The organism is Vibrio sp. V33_P6A3T137 (genome assembly GCF_009904835.1).
In the GTDB taxonomy this organism is placed as follows: Bacteria; Pseudomonadota; Gammaproteobacteria; order Enterobacterales; family Vibrionaceae; genus Vibrio; species Vibrio metschnikovii.
The window spans coordinates 1-24,284 of sequence record NZ_WXWK01000010.1 but is presented as its reverse complement, the minus strand read 5'-3'; the positions used below and the strand labels follow the sequence as shown (position 1 = coordinate 24,284).

Sequence of the window (24,284 nt, the reverse complement as noted above, 5' to 3'; positions counted from 1 at the left end):
GATGAGAGGACAAGGTGTGAAGCGTTTTCAGCTTAGTGTGATGGTTATTTTTGCCACAATGTTCCCTTGGTTTGTATCAGCAGAACATACGGAACATGTCGTTGTCACTCGCGATGATATCAACCACCCTCGTCCGATCATTGCGCTTGTTTTAGCGGGTGGCGGTGCGAAAGGCGCGGCCCATATGGGAGTGCTTAAGGCGCTCGAAGAGATGAAAATACCGGTCGATATTGTGCTTGGCACCAGCATGGGAGCCTATGTCGCGGGGCTTTATGCGACGGGCATGGATGCGGAAGAAATTGAAAGTATCATTTATAGCGTTAACTGGCAATCGGGTTATCGTGATCGGGTCAGTCGTAGCCAGCGTCGAGTGCGTGATAAAGAGTACGAAGACCGTTATCAATTAACCACCGATTTGGGTTTTGGTTGGGATGGAATTCGTGCTCCGCGCGGCGTGGTACAAGGGCAAAGTATGCTGCGTATTTTGCGTGAAACCTCAGGTAACCTTGCTAAGTTAGACTCGTTTGATGATTTGGTGATCCCGTATCGTGCGGTAGCGACCGATATTATTGAAATGCAACCCGTAGTATTAGATAAAGGCTACTTAGTCGATGCGATGATGGCCAGTATGTCAGTGCCTGGTGCCTTGCCGCCTTATGATATTGACGGCCGTTGGTTAGTCGATGGCGGGGTAACCAATAATATGCCGGTCGATATTGCCAAGCAAATGGGTGCTGATGTGGTGATTGCGGTGGACATTAGCTCCGATTATAAACAGCAAGACTCATTCAGCAGCTTTTTAAGTGCCGCCAATCAGTTGTCCAATTACCTTGTGCGCCGCACGACTGAGCGTCAAGTCTCTCATCTCAGTGAGCAGGATATCTTACTCAGACCAAATGTTGGGCTGATGGAAACCACCGATTTTTATAAAATGCCCGATGCTTTTATTGAAGGCTATCAGACCGCGCTAGAGCATCAGCCGCAATTACAAGTGCTTGCTTTGAGTAGTGCTCAATATCAAAACTATATTGATGGCAAAGCGGAGCGCCGGCGACAGTTGCAATATGGCGATATGCTAACGGTCGACGATATCGCGATTCGTAACCACTCTCATTATAGTGACTTACTGCTAAAAAATAGGTTGAACCTAGCGCGAAATACGACGTTAAGTACCGAAGAGATAGAAGCCAGCGTTGATCGACTCTATGCCTTAGACCGATTTAAATTGGTTCGTTACCAATATGAACAAGTTGAGCAAGAAAATCATTTGCTGATCGATGTCTACGAAAAAGGCTGGGGTCCTAATTATTTAAATTTTCGCTTTTTTTTAGAGGATGATTTTAGTACCACCAGTCAATATTCGTTAGGCGCGTCTTTGAATTTTACCGATTTGGGTTCACATGGTGCCGAATTAGCGTTGAATATGGACTTAGGGACGGATAAGCAACTAGAAGCCGAGCTCTATTCGCCGCTGTTCTCCAGTCAAAAGACCTTTGCGTCGTTTACTGCGCGTTATCGGGATGATAATCGCCAAATTCCGTTCGATGATTTATTTGAAAATACCGGACTGTCCGCGACACGCAATTATATTCCCATTACTTACCGGACCTTGACTGGAGAGGCGGCGCTTGGCTATCAACAAACCTTATGGCGTCAGTTAAGAGTAGGCGCACGTTATGTTGATGGACAAGTACAGCCATCAACGGTGCCAGATTATGGCAATGGCACGTTTACTCGCCAAGGCGTATTTATCAACTATCGAATTGATTCACTGGATAATTTTAGTTTACCCCGTGAAGGTAACTACATCGATCTTGAATATTTTATTTCGCATGATGATGTCAATGATTTAGTCGAACAAGCCAATAGCAGTTCTGATACGGTATACGATATTTCCGCTAAGTTGATGTCGGCAAAAAGTGTTGGGCGGCACACGTTAGTCGCTAATTTAGATTATGGAGAAGTGAGGAGTAAAAACTCCATTACTCCGGTCGAACCTAAAACCATCGGTGGTTTTTTAAATTTATCGGGTATTCCGCGTAAAAGCTTATTGGGACAGAACAAAATATTCACCAGTTTAGTCTATCGCTACCGTTGTTTTGATAATGATTTTGGTTTATTTAATGCGCCATTTTATTTAGGGGCGTCAATTGAGTATGGCGGCGTATGGTCGGATCCTGATTTGAAAATTGATACGGCGCCTAAGTATGTTGCCGGTTCGATTTTTGCGGGTATCGACTCGCCGATTGGCCCAGTGATGTTCGGTTATGGACGAACCGAGCAAAATTACGATTCATTTTATCTTATTATTGGCACGACATTTTAAGTGCAGCTTGGTAGCGAGTAAGTTTCATCTTAACTTGCTATGTTGGTCAACATGATGAGATTTTAATTTATCGTTAATTTTGCTATTCTATTGTCCACAGTTTGGCCTCTAGGGCGCGGTTTCTCAATCATATTTGAATGAAAACATCAGCAATGGAGAGCCAAGTTTCCAAGGATGTTCACTCACCTTTTAATAACAACTGGGGTGAACCGCAATGAGAGGAAAAAGTCGTGCTTGAAGCCTACCGTAAACACGTCGCAGAGCGTGCCGCTGAAGGAGTGGTCCCTAAACCTTTAGACGCTGAACAAGTTTCTGGACTTGTTGAATTATTGAAAAATCCCCCACAGGGTGAAGAAGACTTCATCCTTGATTTACTTGAAAATCGTATTCCTCCTGGTGTTGATGAAGCCGCTTATGTTAAAGCTGGTTTCTTAACCGCGATCACTAAAGGTGAGGTTTCGTCTCCTCTCGTTAGTCGGGAAAAAGCCGCGCAACTGCTTGGCACCATGCAAGGTGGTTATAATATTGAACCTCTGGTTTCTTTATTAGACGATACCACGCTTGCCCCGATTGCGGTTAAGGCGCTATCACACACGCTATTAATGTTTGATGCTTTTTATGACGTTGAAGAAAAAGCGCAAAAAGGCAATACCTTTGCTCAGCAAGTGATGCAAGCTTGGGCGGATGCCGATTGGTTCTTATCTAAACCCGCTTTAGCAGAAAAGATCACCTTAACGGTCTTTAAAGTCACGGGTGAAACCAACACTGATGATTTATCCCCCGCGCCAGATGCGTGGTCTCGTCCTGATATTCCTGTTCATGCGTTAGCGATGCTGAAAAATGAGCGCGAAGGTATTCATCCGGATCAACCTGGCAGTATCGGACCAATTGGCCAGATCGAAGCTCTCAAACAAAAAGGCCATCAACTGGTTTATGTGGGCGATGTTGTCGGGACAGGCTCTTCTCGTAAGTCGGCGACTAACTCCGTACTTTGGTTTATGGGTGATGACATTCCTTTTGTTCCCAATAAACGTGCTGGCGGTTATGTCCTAGGCGGTAAAATTGCGCCTATTTTCTTAAATACGATGGAAGATGCAGGGGCTTTACCGATAGAAGTGGATGTCTCCAAACTACATATGGGTGACGTGATTGACGTGTATCCGTATGAAGGCAAAGTCTGCAATCATCAAACGGGTGAAGTACTCGCTACGTTTAAATTAAAAACGGACGTTTTGATTGATGAAGTACGTGCTGGTGGCCGTATTCCATTGATTATCGGCCGAGGATTAACCGATAAAGCACGTGAATCACTGGGTTTAGAGCCGTCAACGGTGTTTCGTCGTCCAGTGCCTGTGGCTGAAAGCAAAAAAGGTTTCACTCTGGCACAAAAAATGGTCGGTAAAGCGTGTGGCGTAAAAGGGGTACGACCTGGAACGTATTGCGAACCGAGAATGACGACGGTTGGCTCGCAAGATACTACTGGGCCGATGACTCGTGATGAGCTGAAAGATTTGGCTTGTTTGGGCTTTTCTGCCGATTTAGTGATGCAGTCTTTTTGTCACACTTCCGCTTACCCGAAACCGGTCGATGTTAATACGCACCATACCCTGCCTGATTTTATTATGAATCGTGGCGGCGTTTCATTGCGTCCGGGAGATGGTGTTATTCACTCTTGGTTGAACCGTATGCTACTGCCAGATACGGTCGGAACGGGGGGAGACTCTCATACTCGTTTCCCATTGGGTATTTCTTTCCCTGCTGGCTCAGGTTTAGTGGCGTTTGCGGCGGCAACGGGTGTCATGCCATTGGATATGCCAGAATCGATTTTGGTTCGTTTTAAAGGTCAGATGCAGCCTGGGATCACTTTACGTGATCTGGTTCATGCCATCCCTTATTTCGGTATCAAGCAAGGTCTGCTCACGGTAGAGAAAACCGGTAAAATCAACGAGTTTTCAGGTCGGGTGTTAGAAATTGAAGGGGTTGAACATTTAACCGTTGAGCAAGCTTTCGAACTGTCTGATGCTTCTGCTGAGCGCTCTGCTGCCGGTTGTACGGTCAAGCTATCGCAAGCGTCGATTGCCGAGTACCTGAATTCAAACATCACCATGCTTAAGTGGATGATTGCTGAAGGGTATGGCGATCGCCGGACGATTGAGCGCCGTATTAAAGCGATGGAAGAGTGGTTAGCGAATCCAGAGCTGATGGAAGCCGATAAAGATGCAGAATATGCCCATGTGATCGACATTGATTTAGCCGATATCAAAGAGCCGATTCTATGTGCGCCTAACGATCCTGATGATGCTCGTTTATTGTCTGATTGTGCAGGAACTAAAATCGACGAAGTCTTCATTGGTTCTTGTATGACCAATATTGGCCACTTCCGAGCGGCAGGTAAACTGCTAGAAAAATACAATGGTCAGCTCGATACTCGTTTATGGATAGCGCCACCGACTAAGATGGATCGCGACCAATTAACCGAAGAGGGCTACTACGGTATCTTTGGCCGTGCTGGGGTACGGATTGAAACTCCGGGATGCTCTTTGTGTATGGGTAACCAAGCGCGAGTGGCTGATAAATCAACCGTCATGTCGACGTCAACGCGTAACTTCCCGAACCGTTTGGGAACTGGAGCGAATGTGTACCTGGCTTCAGCGGAGCTATCAGCGGTTGGGGCGATATTGGGCCGTATTCCGACCATGACCGAGTATTTGGATTACGCGAAGCAGATTGATGCCACGGCAGCCGATACCTATCGCTATTTGAACTTCCATCTGATGCCTCATTACACCAAGAAGGCAGATACAGTGATTGTTCAGCAAGCCGTATAATAGATATACCCAAACGCTAAATCTTATCGTTTAGCCGTCTTTTGACCAATCAAGAGCCACCGTACCGGTGGCTCTTTTTTATTGCTGCTGGAGACTAAACCTAGTTTTTGCTTTCTTGGTAGCCGATTTTTCCGTTGTTTTCATCGTTCTGTATGTAAATAATGTAAATTGAATAAAAATGAGACTGGTTATCATGTAGCTTTCTGGGAGTTTTATTCGTTAATAGACCAGCCATGTTTTATAAGCACCGTACTTTTCAGCTTTGGGCTCGCCGTTTACACATTTATGTCTCTATGGCGGTATTAGGGCTAATGCTGTTTTTTGCTGTCACAGGGATAACCCTTAATCGGCCGGAGCTATTTGTAGCCAGTCAGGCGAAGACATCCGAATGGCGAGTCACTATTCCTCAGCATTTATTGTTTGTTGAAAGTAAAGTTGCGATTAATGAACCGGAATTACGCCAATTTCTTGCTCAGCATACGCCGATCCGTGGCCAGATGTCGCGACTCGATATCTATCTAGATTCAGACAATGGTGTCTTACAAGAAGGTGAAGCGAGTGCGAGCTTTACCGCTCCCGGCTACAGTGCCGCGTTGTTTATCGATTTGGTCTCTAGAGAAGCGGAGCTCGATATCAGTGATTATGGCTGGGTAGCTAAATTCAATGATCTCCATAAAGGGCGTCATAGTGGTGAGTGGTGGAAGTGGGTGATTGACGTTTCATCTCTGTTGATGCTGGTGTTTATCTTATCAGGCCTTGCCCTATTACTGCCAAAGAAAAGCACACTGCGTTATGCCATACGTTGGTGCAGTTTTGGCACTTTGATCACGTTTGTTATTTATTGGCTGGCAGTGCCGTAAAGCTTGTCTATGCGCCCAGCTATTTTAGGTTGGTTATGATTACTATTTTTGTGGACGACAGAGCATGAAGAAACAGCGAGGACGGGTTTACGCTTGGTTATTGGGACTCAGTGTACTGAGCGTTAATGTATTCGCCGCGCCTTTGGGTAAGCTGGATATTGAGTTTGAACTGCCAAAGCTGGACGTTGGAATGTACGCCAGACCTTATGTTGCGATTTGGATAGAAGACGCTCAAGGTCAGCCAGTGCGTACGGTTGCCTTATGGCAGAAAGAAGATACTTGGCTTAAAGATATTCGTCGCTGGTGGCGACAAGTGGGTCGTTACGATCGGGCATTGATCGATGCGGTGACATCCGCGACTCGTCCGGCGGGACAATACCGTTTGCAATGGGATGGTTTAGATGACCAAGGTCAGCCATTAGCGCAAGGGGACTACCTGTTTTATGCCGAAGTAGTCCGTGAACACGGTGGCCGAGACGTAGTACGACAAGCAATGACGTTGCATGCTCAGCCTGAGCAGTATCAACTCGATGCTACTTATGAAACGGGCGTGATCAGGCTACGTTATCAACCTTAATGATCGCCATTTAATCCAAGGATAGTCGTTAATAGTATGACGGCTCTTCAACTAAGAGCACTACATAGGAATGAATAAATGATGTTGTATCGCGTATTTTCTACGGCTTTATTAGCGCTTGCGGCCTTAGCGTCAGCGGCTGCGGTCGCCCATCCTCGTTGGGTATTACCGAGTGAGTTTACGGTCTCTTCACAAGAGGGTGATTGGATCACCACTGACGCCAGCGCGTCACACGGAACTTTTGTCTTCGATAAGCCGTTAGGATTAGATTCTGGCGTAGTGATCACGCCAAGTGGTCAGCGCGAGCGCTTTGCTTTCGTGGCTAAGCATAAGCGTAAGTCGAGCTTCGATTTCTTTTTCTCAGAGCCAGGAACCCATAAAATCAGCCTTACCGGTCAGCCATTTTATATGACCACCTACACCATTGGTGCTCGTCAAACGCCACGACGTATTGCTGCCAATGCCGCAGAGCGTGATGCGGTGTTGCCTGAAGGGGCACAGAATGTGCAAAGTGTTTTGGTGTTTAACCGTACTGAAGCTTACGTGACGGTGAATCAACCGTCTAGACAAGTTTTTGAATTAGAAAAAAAATTCTTAGAATTGGTTCCTGTGACTCATCCAGCAGACATTATTGAAGGTGAAGCGGCCGTTTTGCAGTTTTTCTTTAATGGACAACCCCAAGCTGGTGTAGAAGCAGAAATTCGTCAAGATGGTACTTTGTACCGTAATCAACAAGAAGCGGTGATTTTGACTAGCGATAAGGATGGCAAAATTCAATTCACGCCACATCAAGCGGGTCGCTATTTATTAATTGCCGGTTTTAGCGGTCCTTTAGATGATAATCCACTTGCTGAACAAGCGCGTTCTTCTATCCATTTAACTTTTGAAGCGGTTTTAAAATAAGAGGTATGCAATGAAGTGGCAACAGTGGCTTGTATTGACGAGTGGTTTATTGAGTAGTTTGAGTTGGGCTCATTTTCCAGTCATGGAGTGCCAAAAACAGGCTGATCACATCTTGTGCCAAGCGGGATACAGCGACAGTAGTCCGGCGATCAATGAAACGGTACGTATGTTTGATTATGACGATGTACTGATTGAAATTGGAAAAACCGATCAACGTTCTGAGGTGACGTTTACTATCCCAAACGGTGACTATTACATTGTGTTTGATCCCGGCCATGAAGCGCCTGTTGAGATTGATGGCGTTGAACTTTAACTCTCACTCGTCAACGCCCTCGACGGTGCGCGTTCAGGTCAAGGCGGATAAGGGCAGTCAAGAGACATGGTGGGTGCTAGGCAGCATGCTGTTGATCCTACTGGTCTCGGCACTGTTGTTGCGTGGTATGCAAGTGGATAATATGCCTCAGACCTCGCCGCTCTCTTTTGAGCTGCATGCTACGGATCTTAATGAAAAACAAAAAAGTCTGTTGATTGAACTGAGTCTTGCTGAGCAAGAGCTGCGTTTCTTTCACCATCTAGAGCATCAGTGGCCTTCGGTGCAATGGCTGGCAGAAGAGGGTATTGCGCCTTTTGTGCGTGATAGTAGCTGGCATTATTTGGGTGAACATCAATGGCAGCAGGTTGCTCAAGGCTATTTAGGATTAGCGCAAGACCCTAGTCAAGTTGGACATGTATTGATCTGGTATCCAAAAGGCCCTGATGCTGACGCGCAAGTCTGGTTTTTTACTCAGCCGATTGTGGGAGAGTTATCAGACTGGTTAGCACTTACTGATTCATCATGGATTCAAGCTGGGTGGAAGCGTTGGCCGCTGTCTGCCTCACTATCGCATTAATAAGAGAAAAATCGTTATGTTATCAAGCCAGATTAGAGCCGTCTTTCATAGAACGCTGTTAACGATCTCCTTACTGTTTGCCAGTCACGCGGTGGTAGGATCTGATAAATTGACTATCGGTATCACGCTACACCCTTACTACAGTTATGTTGCTACGATTGTCCAAGATAGAGCGACCATTTTGCCACTGGTTGATGCAGGCTTTAATCCACACAATTATCAACCGCAACCGGGGGATTTACTGCGTTTACAGCAGATGGATGTTTTGGTGGTCAATGGCATCGGTCATGATGATTATGCGATGAAAGTGCTTGCTGCCGCTCAGCGTTCCGATCTTCAGGTTATTTATGCTAATCAACAGGTGCCATTACTCGCAGCAATGGGCGCGAGTGTTGGCGATGGTGCCAAAAATCCCCATACTTTTGTGGGTATCGCAACCTCGATTCAAAAGGTCTATACCATTGCTCAGGCTTTAGCTCAGCTTGATCCTGATAATGGTGAATTTTATCTCGCCAATGCGCGGCAATTTGCGCGCCAGATGCGTCAAATGAAGCAGGCGGCGATGCAACAATTGATCGATGCCAATGTTCAAGCTTTAAAAGTGGCAACCACTCATAACGCCTATAACTATTTACTGCAAGAATTTGGGATTGAAGTCAGTGCGGTGATTGAACCTGCCCACGGGGTTGAGCCGAGTGCCAGCCAGCTACAAGATACAATCAATAAAATTCGCCAGTCTGGAATTAATGTCCTGTTTTACGAATTAGAGATGCCGAATCGCTTTGTCGATACCATTGAGCGCGAAACTGGCGTCAAGTTATACCGGTTTTCACACATGACTCATGGCCCTTTTACGGCCGATAAAGTGATCAAAGAGATGCAAGACAACACACAAACGTTAGTGCAAGCCATTCATTATGCTAATCAGATGAGCGAGCAAGCTCAATGATGCTGGGACCGGCAATTCATCTTAGCCAACTGAGTTTAGGTTACGCCAATCAACAGGTTTTAATGCCGTTTGATCATGCGTTTGCCGCTGGCCAATGCCATATCATTATGGGGCCAAATGGCGGAGGGAAAACCTCTTTACTGCGTTCAATTATGGGCTTAACCCCTTTTCAGGGCAGTATTGCTCTTGAGTGGCCGCTGGGCGCTAAGCAGCAAATGGGTTATGTGCCTCAAAAAGCCTTATTTGAATCAAGTTTACCGATCAGTGTGATGGATTTTATGCTGCTCAATATCAGCCGGTTACCGCTGTTTTTACAAGCGCTGTCACCTTACAAGCGAACGAATCGCGAGCAGGTTTTGAACAGTCTACAGCGGGTTGGTATGGCGAGTCGTGCTCATTTACGTCTGGGTCAATTATCAGGCGGTGAATTGCAACGGGTGATGTTTGCTCAGGCGCTACTCGATAAGCCAGAGCTGCTGATTTTGGATGAACCGACAACCGGGATGGATGAGCAAGGCGTACAGTACTTAGAGCAACTGATTGCGGATTTAGTAGCCGAAGGTGTGACGGTATTAGCGGTACACCATGATATTGGCGCGGTACGGCGCATCTTGCAAACTACACCTGGCCAAGTCCATGTCATCAATCGTCAATTGGTCGCCTCGGGACCGGTCGCACAAGTCTTGCATCCTGATAATATTGAGCGACTTTTTGAGCACTACAGTCAGCATGGGCATTTGGCGTCCAAACAAGAGCGAGCGGCTTAATGGAAACATTACAACAATGGCTGATCACCGGGGTTGAACGTGGTTGGTTAGCAGAAAGCTTTGCCTACGCTTTTATGCTCAATGCGTTAATTGCTGCGGTAATTTTAGGCCCTTTGCTTGGTGGGTTGGGGACTTTAGTGATAGCGAAACGCTTGGCATTTTTCTCCGAAGCGGTGGGCCATGCAGCGATTACGGGAATTGCTATCGGTATTTTATTAGGTGAAAGTCCCGAATCGCCGATGATTGGTTTGTTCAGCTTCTGCTTAATTTTTGCCTTACTGCTGCATTATGTGCGCAATCGCACCCAAGTACCTTACGATACTTTAGTGGGAGTGTTTCTCTCCGCGGCCTTGGCATTGGGCGCAGCGTTACTGATGTATGTAGCGCGTAAAATCAATATTCATTTATTAGAAAACGTGTTGTTTGGATCGATTTTAACCGTCACTCGGCAAGATATTATATTGCTGGTTCTGGTGTGTAGCTTGATCATGTTAGTACTGCTGCTCAGTTATAACCGTATCTTACTGGCTTGTTTAAGCCCAGATATCGCGAAAGTCCGCGGCTATCTGGTCAACGGTTATGACTATCTATTTGTCATCATGATAACCCTAGTGACGATAGTTTCGGTCAAAGTCATTGGCGCAATTTTAGTTGGTGCATTGCTGTTGATTCCTGGAGCGACGGCGCGTCTATTAACTCGTAATAATGCCAGCTTTGTGATGTTATCGGCTTGCTTAGCGACCTTAGCTTGCATTGGTGGAACCATTTTACCGGTTGTTTATCAATGGCCTTTACCTTCTGGGGCGGCGATTATTTTACTCTCAACCCTGTTTTTCATCAGCGCCACTTTATGGCGAGTATTAAGACCGAATGGATAACGTTATGTACCCTCACTGCCGAACCATCATGACTAAATTGTGGTTGCTATTGTGTAGTTCATTGCTGCTGGTGTCTCTATCAGCACAAGCTCAAGACCGAGTATTAACCTCTTTGCCGGTTACTTATTGGTTAACCAAGCAGCTGGTTGCTCAGACCCCAATAGAGGTTGTCTATCTGCCATCGCCTCGTTTTAGTTTACAGCGTCACCAAAGCTGGTTTGATAGCGAGCAGCAAAAAGTGGCCAAGTACGCCAGAGAAGCGACAGCAGTCGTGACTATCCGCTCCATTTGGCCGCAAGACCCGATTTATCCTCAGGTGCGTCAATACAATATTCATCTGGTGCCCATTGATGCTGCGCAAGCCTTAACGCCAAGAGCGCCAGCGGTTTCATCATTACGAGATGGACAAGGACAGATCTCGCCGTATGTGTGGCTCAATCCACTCAATTTAACCACCATGCTGAATAATATTAGTCTCGATTTACAGCAAATATTCAGCTCGCAACAAGCGGCTATTCAAGCGAATCAGCAGCGCGTGGCGCGTGAACTACAGCAGCAGCTTTTTGCCAATCAAGCTCGATTGTTTAATCATGAGGTCGAAAGTGTGGTGTTGTTGGATGAAGCACTGCTCGATTTTGCTGCGGGCTACAGTTTATCAATCCAAGGGCAGCAATTTAAGCTGGAGCTGGAGTGGAATACGCAAGATCAACAACAGTTAAAACAATGGTTGCAAACGTCATCCGATGTTTGGGTATTGACGACTCGTCCGCCAAGCCCTGCGTTAAAGGCCTTATTGGGAGAGTTTTCACGCTATATTGTGATTGATCCGTTAAGCCGTTTAGGGCAAGGATTTGATGTTGAACATCCCTGGCAGCGCTGGCAAATTGATTTAGATTAACTCGTATGAAGGCTATCGGCTGTTGTGCTTGTATTTGAGTTAATAATAAATAGAATAATAACAATTCCTATTTGTTATTATTAAGCTCATGCCGACTATTCTAATTGCTGATGATGATCCGATGATGTGCCAACTGCTCGAATCTGTATTGGTGAATGAGGGCTATCAAGTCATCTGTGCCCATGATGGCGAGCAAGCGTTAACTCAGCTTGCCAGCCATCCCTTTGATCTGGTGTTACTCGATGTGATGATGCCTAAACTCAATGGATTGCAGGCGGCACGGCGCATCTGCCAGCGTTTTTCGACCCCGATTGTCATGATCAGTGCTTTTGCGGACGAAGCGGCAAAAATCGATGGCTATGAAGCCGGAGCGGATCACTATTTAACCAAACCGTTCAGTATTCCGAAATTACTCACTTTGATCAAAGCGACACTACGTCGAGTTGCATTAGAGAAACAGCGTCATACCCATCATTTTGCACTGAATTTTTCAGGGCAACTGTCAGCGCATATGGATACCTTGCGTCGGCTGCCGTTTACCCAAACCGAACTCGATTTAGTGACTTATCTGGCGGCTCATCCGCAGCAAGTGATCTCCAAATCTGAGCTACAGCATCAAGTGTTAAAACGAGAGTTGTGCCCGTTTGATCGTAATTTAGATATGCATATCAGTAATATACGTCGTAAGCTATCGCAAGCTGGATGGCCAAAATCCACCATTCGTACCGCGCGAGGCGTGGGATATCAATTTGCCAGTGCCCATGTTCAATAAAAGACAATGGTGTCTTTTTTCTGGGAACCATATTTGCCAGCGATTGGTGGTGCGTCTTTTTGCCAGTTTAGCGCTCAGTGTGTTGTTGATTTTGCTCTCTTTTACTGCCGTAGAGATGGTGCTCTATGAGCGTTTTTTAACCCTGCCTAATAAAGTCCAACGAGAATTACAACAGTTAAGTGCCAGCGCCAATCAACAGCGCCAGCTCGGTGCAGAGGCGCTAGCGCAATGGGAAATATCTCAGCCTTATTTATTGTACGTAATAGACAGTACTAATCATGTCGTCAGTGGGCGAGATATTCACCCTCATGTGCAGATGAAAATGCGTAACGCTCGTCAGCTCACCGAGCCGATGGGAACTCGAGTCTCGAAACCGATGATCATTGTGCCGATGAGCGAGGGATATTCGCTGATGGTTCAGTTACCATGGCAGCAACATCCTGCATCGCGAGCGGGCTATTATCTTTGGTCAACGAATCTGTTGCTCAGCCTATTAATTTTAACCTTGATCTCATGGGTATTAAGTCGTCAATTGCAAAGGCCATTGGGACGTTTACAGTGTGCTAGTCGTGCGGTGGCTCAGGGGATCACAGAAACGCGTGTTTCACAGTCGATAGGCCATAGTCCGTGGGAGTTTCAACAACTGGCGGCTGATTTCGATAACATGGCCGAGCAGATCCAAGGATTGATTGAAGAGCAGCGAAAATTGGTTCGTACCTTATCCCATGAGTTAAAAACACCGCTGACTCGGCAAGCCTTAGCTCTGCATTTAGCCAGCCATACTGATGTTGCCCAAGAGCGCACTCAATGGTTAGTGCGCGCTGAACAAGAAGCTCAGCTGATGGATTCAATGATTGAGAAAATCCTTGAGCTTAGTCGGTTGCGCAGTCTTCATTGTGATGTGGTATTACAACCGTTGGATGTGCAGGCGTATTTAAGTCAGCAAACCGAGCAGTTTCGTCCACATTTACAACCCACTCAGCAACTGCGATTTGTGCCGAGTGGACAAGATGAATGGATACGTGGCGATCGAGTGTTACTCGGCAGTATATTGGATAACTTATTGACTAATGCGACTAAGTACGCGGGTGAGCAGTGTTGCATTACAGTGATGACGAAAAAGCAGGATCGGCAAGTCAAAATCATCGTGATGGATGATGGTCCTGGGGTGGAGAGTGAGCAATTAGAGGCGATTTTTCGTCCTTTTTATCAAACGATGTCGACACTATCTTCTCGTCATGGTTATGGATTAGGTTTGTCGATTGTTCAGCAATCGGTTGAGAAAATGCATGGCCATGTCAGTGCTGAAAATAATCACGGCTTAGTCGTTACGCTGAGCTTTCCTGTCTACCTTCCCTCCCTCTGAGTTAAGCCACCGTCACGATTAACGATTTACTTTGTTTCTCAGAACATTATCCAATTGAGAGGGGGCAATATCATTTTCGATTAGGATGTTGAGAAAAGTTCCCTTTATCAGTGTAAAGAATGTAAAGTAAATACAATTGATAATTATTATTAGTTAGATTCCTTCCAGTGATAGTTCAAGCCCATTTATTTCCAACCCACGTGAAGCTGTCGTTATACGGCAATCATGGTGAGTGCCTCCATCGTTATCGCTGTTGAGCGCCTCCTTGGACCAAACAATGGGCATTATGCAATAAAGATAAAGGAATAGAACCATGTTGTTAACTCGTAAAACGAGCTTAGCGGTGGCGATTGCCTCGCTGTGTCATTTGCCTGTGTTGGCCCAAGTGGAAAGTAAAGCGGATGAAGTAATGGTCGTCACCGCTTCTGGTTTTGAAAAGAAATTGACTCATGCTCCCGCTACGATCAGTGTGATCTCGCGGGCTGATCTGGAAATGAAGCGTTTTGCTAATCTTGCTGAAGCGCTACAAGATCAAGAAGGGATTGATGTTTTTGGTAATACTGGAAAAACCGGTGGTTTGAACATCAGTATCCGTGGTATGCCGTCTGAATATACGCTGATTTTGATTGATGGTCGCAGACAAAATGTCGCGGGAAATATCACGCCAAATGGCTTTGGTGAGATGTCTGGTGGGGTTATGCCGCCGGTTAATGCTATTGAGCGAATTGAAATTGTCCGTGGCCCGATGTCAACGCTCTACGGCTCAGATGCGATGGGCGGTGTTATCAATATTATCACTCGTAAAGTTACTGATACTTGGAATACATCGATCACCCAAGATTATACTTGGCAGCAAGAGCGTGAATTTGGTGATACTCATAAAACCAGTTTGCATACCAGTGGTCCGCTGATTGCGGATACGCTAGGTCTAGCCGTTCGCGGTAGTTTTTATAAACGTAATGAATCCAATCTGACTGCGCAGGGAGCGGATGGTCGCGAGCTAGACGCCCGTGGGCAAAGCAAAGTCGATAATGAAAACTATACCTTTGGTACTCGTTTTGATTACATTGCGATAGACGATCATAACTTATGGTTCGATATGGACTTATCTCGTCAGAATTACGATAACGGTACTCCAGAAAATCGTAAACTGAGCAACAATGATACTGCAACCAATTGGCGCGGTTATGCTGACGAGTTACGCTATGAAAACCGTCAGTTTGCACTCGGTCATACTTCTCAAGTAGATTTAGGGGTATGGGAATCGAGTGTCATGTATAACGTTTCTGAGACCATTGGTCGCACCATTCCGGGGAATCCAAATCGTCCGAGTGGTATCCCTGGTAAGAATGTTAAAGATCAGCGTGAATTAGAAACCACCAATATTGTGTTTGATACCAAACTCAATACGACCATCGGTGATGATCATTACCTGACCGTGGGAGCGCAGTACTGGAATGCTTCTATGACTGACGGTATGGTCAGCGAAGATTTTGAGCAAAAAACGTGGTCACTGTTTGCCGAAGATGAATGGCTGATTACCGATGCCTTAAGTTTAACATTAGGCGGACGTTACGATCATCATGATGCCTTTGGTAGCCACTTCAGTCCTCGTGCCTATGCAGTGTACAGCCTGAGTCCGACAATGACAGTCAAAGGTGGCGTGAGCACCGGTTATAAAGCGCCACAAGTGAATGCGTTACACAGTGGCATTAATGGGATTACCGGGCAAGGGACACAAATTACCATCGGTTCTCCGGATCTAAAACCAGAGACCACTCGCACTACCGAGATTGGTTTTTACTACAATGGTGAGCAAGGCATTACTACCAATGTCACGTTATTCCATAACCAGTTTGATGATAAGATCTCAACGGGTACGCCATTATACAACTGTTTCTCATCGAGCAATCCGAACCGTCCTGGCTGCGTGAGTTATGGTGATAACTGGACTCAAGATACCTTTAGCCAACAAACTAACGTTGATGAAGCTTACAGTCGAGGTGTGGAATTTGCTTTTGCGATGCCATTACTCGACACGGTGAATTTCTCGATGAACTACACCTTTACTGAAACGGAAATCAAGGAAAAAGGCAAGGTTGCTGGCGAACTGAGTGATACACCAAAACATAAAGCCAGTGCGAAAGTGAACTGGACTGCGACTGAGCAAGCTAATGTTTGGTTAGCAGTGAATTATCGTGGCGAGAGCCGTCGCTTTAATGGTTTAGTGGAAGATCTCACTGCCGCTAATAAAGCGATGTACGATGCGGTAGGTGATATTAAAGCGTATACCCTGTTTGATCTGGGTGGTGCTTATCGGATCAATAAAAACTTCAGTGTCAATGCGACAATTTATAACTTATTTAACCAAGATTTTCGTAAGTTCACCGCTTATGAGTATGACGGTGATACCTACTACGCAAGTCAGTACAGTAATCTTCAACAATCGACCAAAGGTGCGATTTTAGAAGGACGCCGCTTATGGATTTCGGCTAACTACACTTTCTAAGTCTCGTGTTGAGTGACAAGTCGTGAATAGACAATGCCAGCGATCTGACGATCACTGGCATTTTTATTAATCAGTATGATGTCATGCTGCTTGGTGTAATCTTAATCGTCATTGGCTAACGACGATTAAGATTGATCCGCGCGAGACAAATGCAATACCGCCGCCACATTACGTGCAGTGAGCTCGATATTTTGCTCCGCTTCAGAAAAAGCGGTCGCTAAATCAACACAGCTTGGTACCACACTGAACACCGCATCCATCCCATGCTGATGCACAACGCCGCAATCGGCAGACAAGCTTCCCGCAATGCCGATCACCGGCACTGAAAAACGTTTGGCGGTTCGCGCTACCCCGATGGGCGTTTTGCCATAAATAGTCTGGCTATCAATGCGCCCTTCGCCAGTAATCACTAAATCGGCATCTTTGACCATATCACTTAGCTTGACGGCTTCCATAACAATCTCAATGCCAGGACGCAGGCTTGCCCCAAGCAGACCAATCAGCGCTGCTCCTAAGCCTCCCGCCGCGCCAGCGCCAGGGATATCTTTGACATCGATTGTCAGTTGCGTTTTGATGATCTGTGCGTAATTAGCAAGATTGGCATCAAGCTGCGCAACCATCTCTGGCGTTGCGCCTTTTTGTGGGCCAAATATCTGCGTTGCCCCTTGTTTACCGCATAAAGGATTATTCACATCGCAAGCCACTTGTAGCGTGATCTTGGCTAAGCGTGGGTCGATAGCAGAGGTATCAATGCGAGCCAGCTTAGCCAATTCTTCACCACCAAAGCCTAGCTCATCGCCTTGTGCATCGAGCATTTTAACCCCTAATGCTTGCGCCATGCCTAAACCGCCATCGTTAGTCGCGCTGCCACCAATCCCTATGATGATCCGTTCAACTCCGTGATCGAGCGCAGCTTTGATCAACTCACCTGTGCCATAGCTGGTGGTTTTCATTGGGTTGCGCAGCTCTGGCGCGACAAGGTGCAAACCAGATGCGGCTGCCATTTCTATCACAGCGGTTTTACCATCGCCCATTAATCCGTAGAAACCTTCAATCTGTTCACCTAAAGGGGCGGTGACTGTAGCCATAAAAATGGATCCACCGGTCGCGTCAACTAGAGATTGAACCGTACCTTCTCCACCATCGGCCATGGGTAATTTTAGGTACTGGGCGTTAGGGAATACTTGTTTAAATCCATTTTCAATCGCGGTAGCCACTTCCATTGCGGTTAGGCTTTCTTTGTATGAATCAGGAGCAATGACAATTTTCATTATTACACCTTATTAGGTTGAGGCCGTTAATTAGAGTAAACCATCGCTGAGCAAGGAGACAGTTGAGTTTCTTTAGTGTCGATAATCATTGATAATAACAAGATTCTATTTATCCCCAAGCATCAATGGCAGAGAACCTGATGGACTACGAATTTAAAAAAAATACCCTCGATGGCAGTTATTACTGCGCATTTTCAATGGACCATGAAATCATTGGTCGCTGGTTGCAAGAAGAGATCAGTCATGACCGTCAAAAAGTCGATCAAGTGTTACAAGCCATTCATCAAGCCCAGCAAGCGCCGAACCAAGAGCATATATTAGAAGGGCGTGAAATTAGCTTAATGATCCTAGCCGATGAAGTGACTGTGCAAGCCAATGTGTTGTCTCATGAGGATGAGTTAGACGTCGAGAGTGACTTTGATTTTTATGATTGTGAAAGCACAGCGAGCTGTGGTTTGGATGATTTTATCTTGATGATTGATCAGTGGTGTGAATTTATTCGCTATCGGCCGACTTCGCTTGGTTAGGTCGAGGCTGACAATACGTTGCACAACATCAGTGAAACGTGAAGCGGTTGCTTCAATAGTGGGAATTTACGCACCGTTATGGTGCGTTTTGCATATTTTAATCGCTGATTTTAAGTAAATAATCTTTATAAACAATACGTTAAAAAGGTGGCACGTACCTTGGATTGTATGAGTAGGAAATGGATGACTGCGATTGAGAGGATACGATGAAACTGATTAACGCGATAATTAAACCTTTTAAGCTCGATGATGTACGTGAGGCTTTAGCGGATGTTGGCATTGAAGGGATGACGGTGACTGAAGTTAAAGGTTTTGGACGCCAAAAAGGGCACACTGAGTTATACCGCGGTGCTGAATACCAAGTGGATTTTTTACCCAAGGTGAAATTAGAAATTGCCACTCAAGCTGATAATGTTGATCGCGTTCTTGAGGCGATCATTAAAGCGGCGCACACCGGGAAAATCGGTGATGGCAAGATTTTTGTTTATGACTTAAGCCACGCGGTTCGCATTCGTACTGGCGAAACCGACAGTGAAGCGCTTTAACATTCAATGGATTGGAGAATATGACTATGGAATTGTCACTGACAGTAACTGAGCTGCGCTATGCACTGGATACGTTCTTTTTATTAATTTCTGGCGCATTAGTGATGTGGATGGCGGCTGGATTTGCCATGTTAGAAGCGGGTTTAGTTCGCTCTAAGAACACCACCGAAATTTTAACCAAAAACTTTGTTTTATACGCGATAGCTTGTACCACTTTTTTGATCGTCGGCTATCACATTATGTATGTTGATAATGTTGAAGGTGGTTTATTTCCTTCACTGGGTGGCTTGATTGGTAGCCAAGAAGAAGGTGCTGATTTTGCTTTGCAAGCGGATTTCTTTTTCCAAGTGGTGTTTGTGGCTACCGCGATGTCAGTGGTCTCTGGCGCCGTGGCTGAGCGAATGAAGCTGTGGGCATTTTTGATTTTTGCACTAGTATTGACCGCATTTATCTACCCGGTTTCAGGTTACTGGACATGGGGCGGCGGCTTTTTGGATGCGGCAGGATACAGTGATTTTGCTGGTTCAGGAATTGTGCATATGGCGGGAGCCTCTGCGGCTTTAGCGGGTGTGCTCTTGCTCGGTGCTCGTAAAGGTAAATATGGTAAAAATGGCCAAATCTTCCCGATCCCTGGTTCAAACATGCCGTTAGCAACCTTAGGTACTTTTATTCTATGGTTTGGTTGGTTTGGCTTTAACGGTGGCTCACAATTAATGATCTCCGATTTTGAGAATGCCACCTCAGTAGCGCAAGTGTTCTTAAACACTAATGCGGCATCGGCAGCGGGAGCGATTGCAGCGCTACTGGTATGCAAAACTACTTGGGGTAAAGCCGATCTGACGATGATCCTTAATGGTGCATTAGCGGGTTTAGTGGCGATCACCGCCGATCCTCTGTCACCATCGCCTCTCTATTCGGTGGCGATTGGCGCAGTGGCTGGAGTGATTGTGGTATTCAGTATTGTCGGTTTGGATAAACTCAAAATTGATGATCCAGTCGGTGCCATCTCAGTACACGGTGTGTGTGGTTTGTTTGGTTTGCTGGTGGTGCCTTTAAGTAACCTTGAGGCGACATTAACCGCTCAGTTATTCGGTGCTGCGGTGATTTTTGCTTGGGTGTTTACGGCTAGCTTAGTGGTGTGGGCGATTCTCAAAGCGACGATTGGTATTCGAGTCACTGAAGAAGAAGAAATGCAAGGCATGGACATTCATGACTGCGGCGTTGATGCTTACCCTGAATTTGTCACTCTAAAATAGCGATATTGAATCGTTGATCATCCCCTTACTGAAGGCTCAGTAAGGGGATTTTTTATGCCAGTAAACGGCAAGCGTAAGCGATGTTGGTAATCGCGACCGTTTGACCTACGGCAAATTCAGCGTGACGGTTAGTGATAACTGATAAATTCAGTTCATCGAGTTGTAGGGTATAAAAGTAATCATGGCCACGAAATTCACGGCTGATCACCGTCGCTTGTGTCTGCTGCTCGTTTAGCTGGCTGCTCAGTTGAATATCTTCTGGTCGAATAGAGAGAGTAACACTGGGTTCAGACAATCCGGGAAGCGTGATATTGCCTAAGCGAGTCTGTACCTGATCGCCATCAACTTGACCGGTGATTAAATTAGTATGACCTAAGAATTGAGCAACAAACGCATTGATCGGTTGCTGATAGACCTGTTGTGGTGTACCGATTTGCACCAATTTACCTTGTTGCATCACGCCAATTTTATCGGCGAAGCACAGTGCTTCCGCTTGATCATGAGTCACTAAAATCACCGTTGTTCCTGAGCGCTTAAATAATTGACGCATTTCATTACGCGTGGCTTCACGCAGTGCCGCATCAAGGTTACTAAACGGTTCATCAAGCAGCACTAAGTCGGGCTCAGCGGCTAAGGTACGAGCAAGCGCTACACGTTGTTGCTGTCCACCGGATAACTCGTTGGGATAACGATGACATAAATGGCTTAGTCCCATTAACTCTAACCAAGGGATCGCTTTTTCTGCACGTTGATTTTTGGGCGTCGTACGCATAGCAAACATAATGTTTTGTTCCACTGTCATGTGTGGAAACAGCGCATAATCTTGAAAGACGATGCCGATATTACGTTCTTGAGCGGGTCGTTGAGTGACCTCTTGGCCATGAAGGGCAATCTGACCTGAGTTAGGTTGCTCAAATCCAGCTAGCATGCGTAATGTGGTGGTTTTTCCGCAGCCGCTGGGACCTAATAAAGCCAAAATTTCACCGGCTTGCAGTTGAAAAGAGACATCGCTGACTGCAGGTTGATCGCTATCGGTAAACCATTTACTTAATTGCTGCGCTTGAATTTGGTATTGGCAATGAGGCGATTTTTCAGTCGCTAAGGTGTCTTGCATAGCGTCAATAACAAGGTTGTATGAACTCATTGGGTCCCTTTGATCTTTTCACGATTTAAGATTAAACCGATCGATAAACTAGAAAATAAAACAATCGCCGTCGCAAAGGGGGCGGCCTCTGCCATCAATCCTTCCGAAGTTCGTGAAAACACAGTCACCGCTAAGGTGTGATACCCCGTAGGAGCGAGTAAGAAAGTGATCGGCAGTTCTTTCATGCAGAATAGAAACACCAAAGCGATGGACGCTAAAATACCGCGTCTTAAGCGAGGCAGAACCACATAAAAAAAACTAGCGCTTGAACTGTAACCTAAGGACTGCGCCGCTTCTTCGGTATTTTGACGGGTTTGGATGAGCGCGCTGCGAATAGGGCCCATCGCTAAGGCAAGAGTGGCTAGACTCCAAGTCAGGATCAGCAATGCTAAGGTCTGGTATAAGAAAAATGCACTATGCAGAGCAAAAAACACCATGGCTAAAGCCAGCGTTAAAGGAGGCAGTGCATAACCAATGTAAGCACTGCGTTCCATGGTGCGTGTTAATGGCGATGGATAGCGAGTCACTAAATAACACAGTGGCAGCGCCATCAAAGCCGCCAATAACGCGGCGGGTGCGGCGGCAAAGGCAGAGCGTGCAAAAGTGAAAGGGACTTGCATGAGCAAACTGATATCCGGTGGTATGACGATCATCCAGTAACCGAGCATGGTTAAAGGCAAACCGATGGAGGCGGAAAACACAACAGTGACATAGAGCCAGGCTGCAGGAGTCCAAGCCCCTAAGGCGAACGGTTTTGCATGACGAGTAACACCACTACCGACACTGGAGAGGCGTTTCCGTTTTAACAATGAGTATTCAATTAATAAAAAACTGCCCGCTAGAGCCAGTAACATCAGTGATAGCCAAGCGGCGTAAATCCGATCAAATGCCCCTGAATACTGATTAAAAATCGCAAAACTAAACGCTTCATAGCGCATTAAGGCTACGGCGCCAAAATCGCCGAGCACATAAAGAGCCACCACCATGTAGCCAGCGAGGAGCGCTGGTAATAAATGTGGCAGCATCACAAAACGAAAGGTGGCGAATCGAGAATAACCAAGGCTGTAGGCGCTCTCTTCCAAGCTACTGTCTAATCCTAACAGCGCTGCACGTAGATTCAGAAATATATATGGATAGGTATAAAGCGCCAGCGCCCACACCGCCCCCCAATAGCCGGAGATATTACTGATTCGAATATCAAATAGGTGAGCTAATGCGCCCATATTGCCGCCGATACCGAGTAGAGCATAAGCCATCACGTAACCGGGTATCGCAAGGGGAACAATCGCGAGAATGGTTAACAGCTGTTTTCCTGCTATCGAGGTACGGGTAACTAACCAAGCCATGGGCAGTGCTAAAAAGGTACAAACGGCTAACACGCCAAAGGTCAGAGATAATGTATTGAGCAAAAGTTGCCAATTGCGTGCTCGAAACACCAATTCAATCAGCTGATCATAATCAGCTTGTGATGCACGCAGAACCAAGTAAAACAGCGGAATGATCATCAATAGTGAGATAACACCAGCACTGAGCAGTAAATAAAACGGAGGACGTTGACGAATCGCTCGTATAGAAAAGTCTGGTTGTGATGAAACACTCATAGGAGTTACTACCTGTATTCAGTGTCCTTGGTGGAGTTTGCTAATTATTACTATCTCTTGATTGAGCGTGATAACGCTGAGACGGAGATAGTCTGTTCAAGGCCAAATTATAGGGCCAAGTTGCATACTATAAATTACGATTAAATAGCAAAGCCAATGCTTGCGCACTGGCTTTGTGGTCGAGATATTACCATTAAGGGTAATGAATAAGGTACGAAATTATCGTAAAACTTATAGCAAACCTGCGTCACGCAACAGTTTTAAGGTACCTTGTAAATCAGCCAGTTGATCGAGGTCAATACTGGGTGCTGCTTGCAATAGTGTATCTAGCTCACCCAACACAGGGTTAGGAATGATGCCCTGAGTGACTGGGTATTCACCAACTACTGAGGTGAAGTATTGCTGAGCGGCAGGAGACAGCATGTACTCAATAAATTGAATCGCTTGAGGCTGCTTTTTACTGCTTTTTAACACGGCAACACCCGCGACATTAACTAAGTTACCAATATCACCTTCGGCAAAGTAAGTCTGCTTGGCTGGGAAGCTCGCATTGGCGGCAACAAAGCGTGGTAAATAGTAGTTATTGACCAACGCAAAATCAATTTCGCCATCGCCAATGGCTTGTACTTGAGTGGTGTTATTACGATAAATTTTCGGCTGGTTGGCTTTCATCGCCTTTAACCACGCCAAGGTTTTCTCGTCACCATGCTCAACACGCATTGCGGTAACGAATGACTGGAAGCCACCGTTGGTTGGTGCAAGACCAAAACGGCCTTGGTATTTTTCTGATGTTAAATCAAACACAGAGGCTGGAATATCTTCCGCAGAAGCGCGTTCAGTCGAATAAGCGATCACGCGTGAGCGGCCACTGGCGGCAACCCATTGACCTGTTTTACTGGTATAAATCTCAGGTAGCTGTTTGTAAACCGCTTCTGGTAGCGTGGCTAAGAGACCTGCGTTAGCCAGTGCTCCCATCGCACCTGCATCTTGTCCCCAATACACATCAGCTGGTGAGCGAGCGCCTTCTTCTTGCAATAACACCGCAAGTTGAGCGGTATCACCATAACGTACGTTAACTTTAATGCCACTCTGCTTTTCAAATTGTTCGATGATCGGTTTAACAAGCGTTTCACCACGGCCTGAATAAAGCGTGATGTCTTGAGCGTGGAGTAATGGGGCGGTGATGAAACTACTGACTAAAGCGACAGTTGAGAGCAACTTCTTTTGCATGAATAAACCTTTTATCTCAAAGAGTAGGACAATCGACGGTATTTAACTTACTTACTGCAATGGAATGGCACTAAGCGTTATCGATACTATTGTATAAATAAGTTTGATAATTATTATTAATCGTACTCTCTGGGTCAATAGTTACCCAGAGAGGAAAATTGCAAAAAGAAAGAATGTGATTTAATAC

General features: G+C 45.9%; 21 protein-coding genes. 17 read left to right on the top strand and 4 right to left on the bottom strand.

Annotated features, from left to right (window positions below; all coding sequences use genetic code 11):
• Window positions 1-16 precede the first annotated feature (16 nt).
• From CAG60_RS00825 to CAG60_RS00760, 14 genes are all read left to right on the top strand, one after another.
• Window positions 17-2,326 carry a patatin-like phospholipase family protein gene (locus CAG60_RS00825; protein WP_443275289.1) on the top strand — a complete coding sequence of 770 codons (2,310 nt, stop codon included), beginning with the start codon at window positions 17-19 and terminating at the stop codon, window positions 2,324-2,326.
• A 230-nt stretch (window positions 2,327-2,556) separates the two neighbouring features.
• Entirely contained in the window at window positions 2,557-5,154 is a 2,598-nt protein-coding gene (gene acnB / locus CAG60_RS00820) for a bifunctional aconitate hydratase 2/2-methylisocitrate dehydratase (RefSeq protein ID WP_158138870.1), read from the top strand.
• A gap of 233 nt (window positions 5,155-5,387) precedes the next feature.
• A complete protein-coding gene (locus CAG60_RS00815; RefSeq protein ID WP_154170188.1) occupies window positions 5,388-6,014 on the top strand; it encodes a PepSY-associated TM helix domain-containing protein in 627 nt (208 codons plus the stop codon).
• A gap of 64 nt (window positions 6,015-6,078) precedes the next feature.
• Complete coding sequence (locus CAG60_RS00810) at window positions 6,079-6,591, top strand: DUF2271 domain-containing protein (RefSeq protein WP_154170190.1); 513 nt, start codon at window positions 6,079-6,081, stop codon at window positions 6,589-6,591.
• Window positions 6,592-6,669: 78 nt separating this feature from the next.
• Window positions 6,670-7,494, top strand: coding sequence for a DUF4198 domain-containing protein (locus CAG60_RS00805; protein ID WP_154170192.1), 825 nt, complete (start codon window positions 6,670-6,672; stop codon window positions 7,492-7,494).
• A gap of 10 nt (window positions 7,495-7,504) precedes the next feature.
• A complete protein-coding gene (locus CAG60_RS00800; protein WP_158138867.1) occupies window positions 7,505-7,807 on the top strand; it encodes a hypothetical protein in 303 nt (100 codons plus the stop codon).
• Entirely contained in the window at window positions 7,791-8,384 is a 594-nt protein-coding gene (locus tag CAG60_RS00795; protein ID WP_161438045.1) for a DUF6162 family protein, read from the top strand. Before CAG60_RS00800 ends, CAG60_RS00795 begins: the two co-directional genes overlap by 17 nt.
• 16 nt (window positions 8,385-8,400) lie before the next feature.
• Window positions 8,401-9,333 carry a metal ABC transporter solute-binding protein, Zn/Mn family gene (locus tag CAG60_RS00790; protein WP_161438044.1) on the top strand — a complete coding sequence of 311 codons (933 nt, stop codon included), beginning with the start codon at window positions 8,401-8,403 and terminating at the stop codon, window positions 9,331-9,333.
• A complete protein-coding gene (locus CAG60_RS00785; RefSeq protein WP_158139068.1) occupies window positions 9,333-10,100 on the top strand; it encodes a metal ABC transporter ATP-binding protein in 768 nt (255 codons plus the stop codon). Before CAG60_RS00790 ends, CAG60_RS00785 begins: the two co-directional genes overlap by 1 nt.
• On the top strand, window positions 10,100-10,978 hold the full coding sequence (locus CAG60_RS00780) for a metal ABC transporter permease (protein WP_161438043.1): 879 nt from the start codon (window positions 10,100-10,102) through the stop codon (window positions 10,976-10,978). Before CAG60_RS00785 ends, CAG60_RS00780 begins: the two co-directional genes overlap by 1 nt.
• A 4-nt stretch (window positions 10,979-10,982) precedes the next feature.
• Window positions 10,983-11,876 (top strand): metal ABC transporter solute-binding protein, Zn/Mn family, encoded by an 894-nt coding sequence (locus CAG60_RS00775; protein WP_161438042.1) that lies wholly within the window; start codon window positions 10,983-10,985, stop codon window positions 11,874-11,876.
• An 88-nt stretch (window positions 11,877-11,964) separates the two neighbouring features.
• Window positions 11,965-12,648 (top strand): response regulator transcription factor, encoded by a 684-nt coding sequence (locus CAG60_RS00770; protein ID WP_154170198.1) that lies wholly within the window; start codon window positions 11,965-11,967, stop codon window positions 12,646-12,648.
• Window positions 12,638-14,014, top strand: coding sequence for a HAMP domain-containing sensor histidine kinase (locus tag CAG60_RS00765; RefSeq protein ID WP_161438041.1), 1,377 nt, complete (start codon window positions 12,638-12,640; stop codon window positions 14,012-14,014). Before CAG60_RS00770 ends, CAG60_RS00765 begins: the two co-directional genes overlap by 11 nt.
• 313 nt (window positions 14,015-14,327) lie before the next feature.
• Window positions 14,328-16,523, top strand: coding sequence for a TonB-dependent receptor domain-containing protein (locus tag CAG60_RS00760; protein WP_161438040.1), 2,196 nt, complete (start codon window positions 14,328-14,330; stop codon window positions 16,521-16,523).
• 125 nt (window positions 16,524-16,648) lie between these two features.
• Here the strand turns inward: CAG60_RS00760 and CAG60_RS00755 are convergent, their stop codons facing one another.
• Window positions 16,649-17,794: a glycerate kinase gene (locus CAG60_RS00755; RefSeq protein WP_161425446.1), complete on the bottom strand. Its 1,146-nt coding sequence runs from the start codon at window positions 17,792-17,794 to the stop codon at window positions 16,649-16,651.
• 140 nt (window positions 17,795-17,934) lie between these two features.
• Here CAG60_RS00755 and CAG60_RS00750 point away from each other — a divergent pair, with 140 nt between their 5' ends.
• The 3 genes from CAG60_RS00750 (at window position 17,935) to CAG60_RS00740 (ending at window position 20,122) form a co-directional block, all read left to right on the top strand.
• Window positions 17,935-18,321: a YacL family protein gene (locus tag CAG60_RS00750; protein ID WP_161425445.1), complete on the top strand. Its 387-nt coding sequence runs from the start codon at window positions 17,935-17,937 to the stop codon at window positions 18,319-18,321.
• A gap of 206 nt (window positions 18,322-18,527) precedes the next feature.
• Window positions 18,528-18,866 (top strand): P-II family nitrogen regulator, encoded by a 339-nt coding sequence (gene glnK, locus CAG60_RS00745; RefSeq protein WP_004394213.1) that lies wholly within the window; start codon window positions 18,528-18,530, stop codon window positions 18,864-18,866.
• A 26-nt stretch (window positions 18,867-18,892) separates the two neighbouring features.
• Complete coding sequence (locus CAG60_RS00740; protein ID WP_161438051.1) at window positions 18,893-20,122, top strand: ammonium transporter; 1,230 nt, start codon at window positions 18,893-18,895, stop codon at window positions 20,120-20,122.
• A 52-nt stretch (window positions 20,123-20,174) separates the two neighbouring features.
• Here CAG60_RS00740 and CAG60_RS00735 read toward each other — a convergent pair whose 3' ends face one another.
• The 3 genes from CAG60_RS00735 to CAG60_RS00725 form a co-directional block, all read right to left on the bottom strand.
• The gene (locus CAG60_RS00735) at window positions 20,175-21,266 is read right to left on the bottom strand and encodes an ABC transporter ATP-binding protein (RefSeq protein WP_154170210.1); all 1,092 of its coding nucleotides are present in this window, start codon (window positions 21,264-21,266) and stop codon (window positions 20,175-20,177) included.
• Entirely contained in the window at window positions 21,263-22,867 is a 1,605-nt protein-coding gene (locus CAG60_RS00730; RefSeq protein WP_158144708.1) for an ABC transporter permease, read from the bottom strand. The genes CAG60_RS00735 and CAG60_RS00730 overlap by 4 nt, the downstream gene beginning before the upstream one ends.
• A 231-nt stretch (window positions 22,868-23,098) precedes the next feature.
• Window positions 23,099-24,097: an iron ABC transporter substrate-binding protein gene (locus tag CAG60_RS00725; RefSeq protein WP_161438039.1), complete on the bottom strand. Its 999-nt coding sequence runs from the start codon at window positions 24,095-24,097 to the stop codon at window positions 23,099-23,101.
• Between the last annotated feature and the right edge of the window lie 187 nt (window positions 24,098-24,284).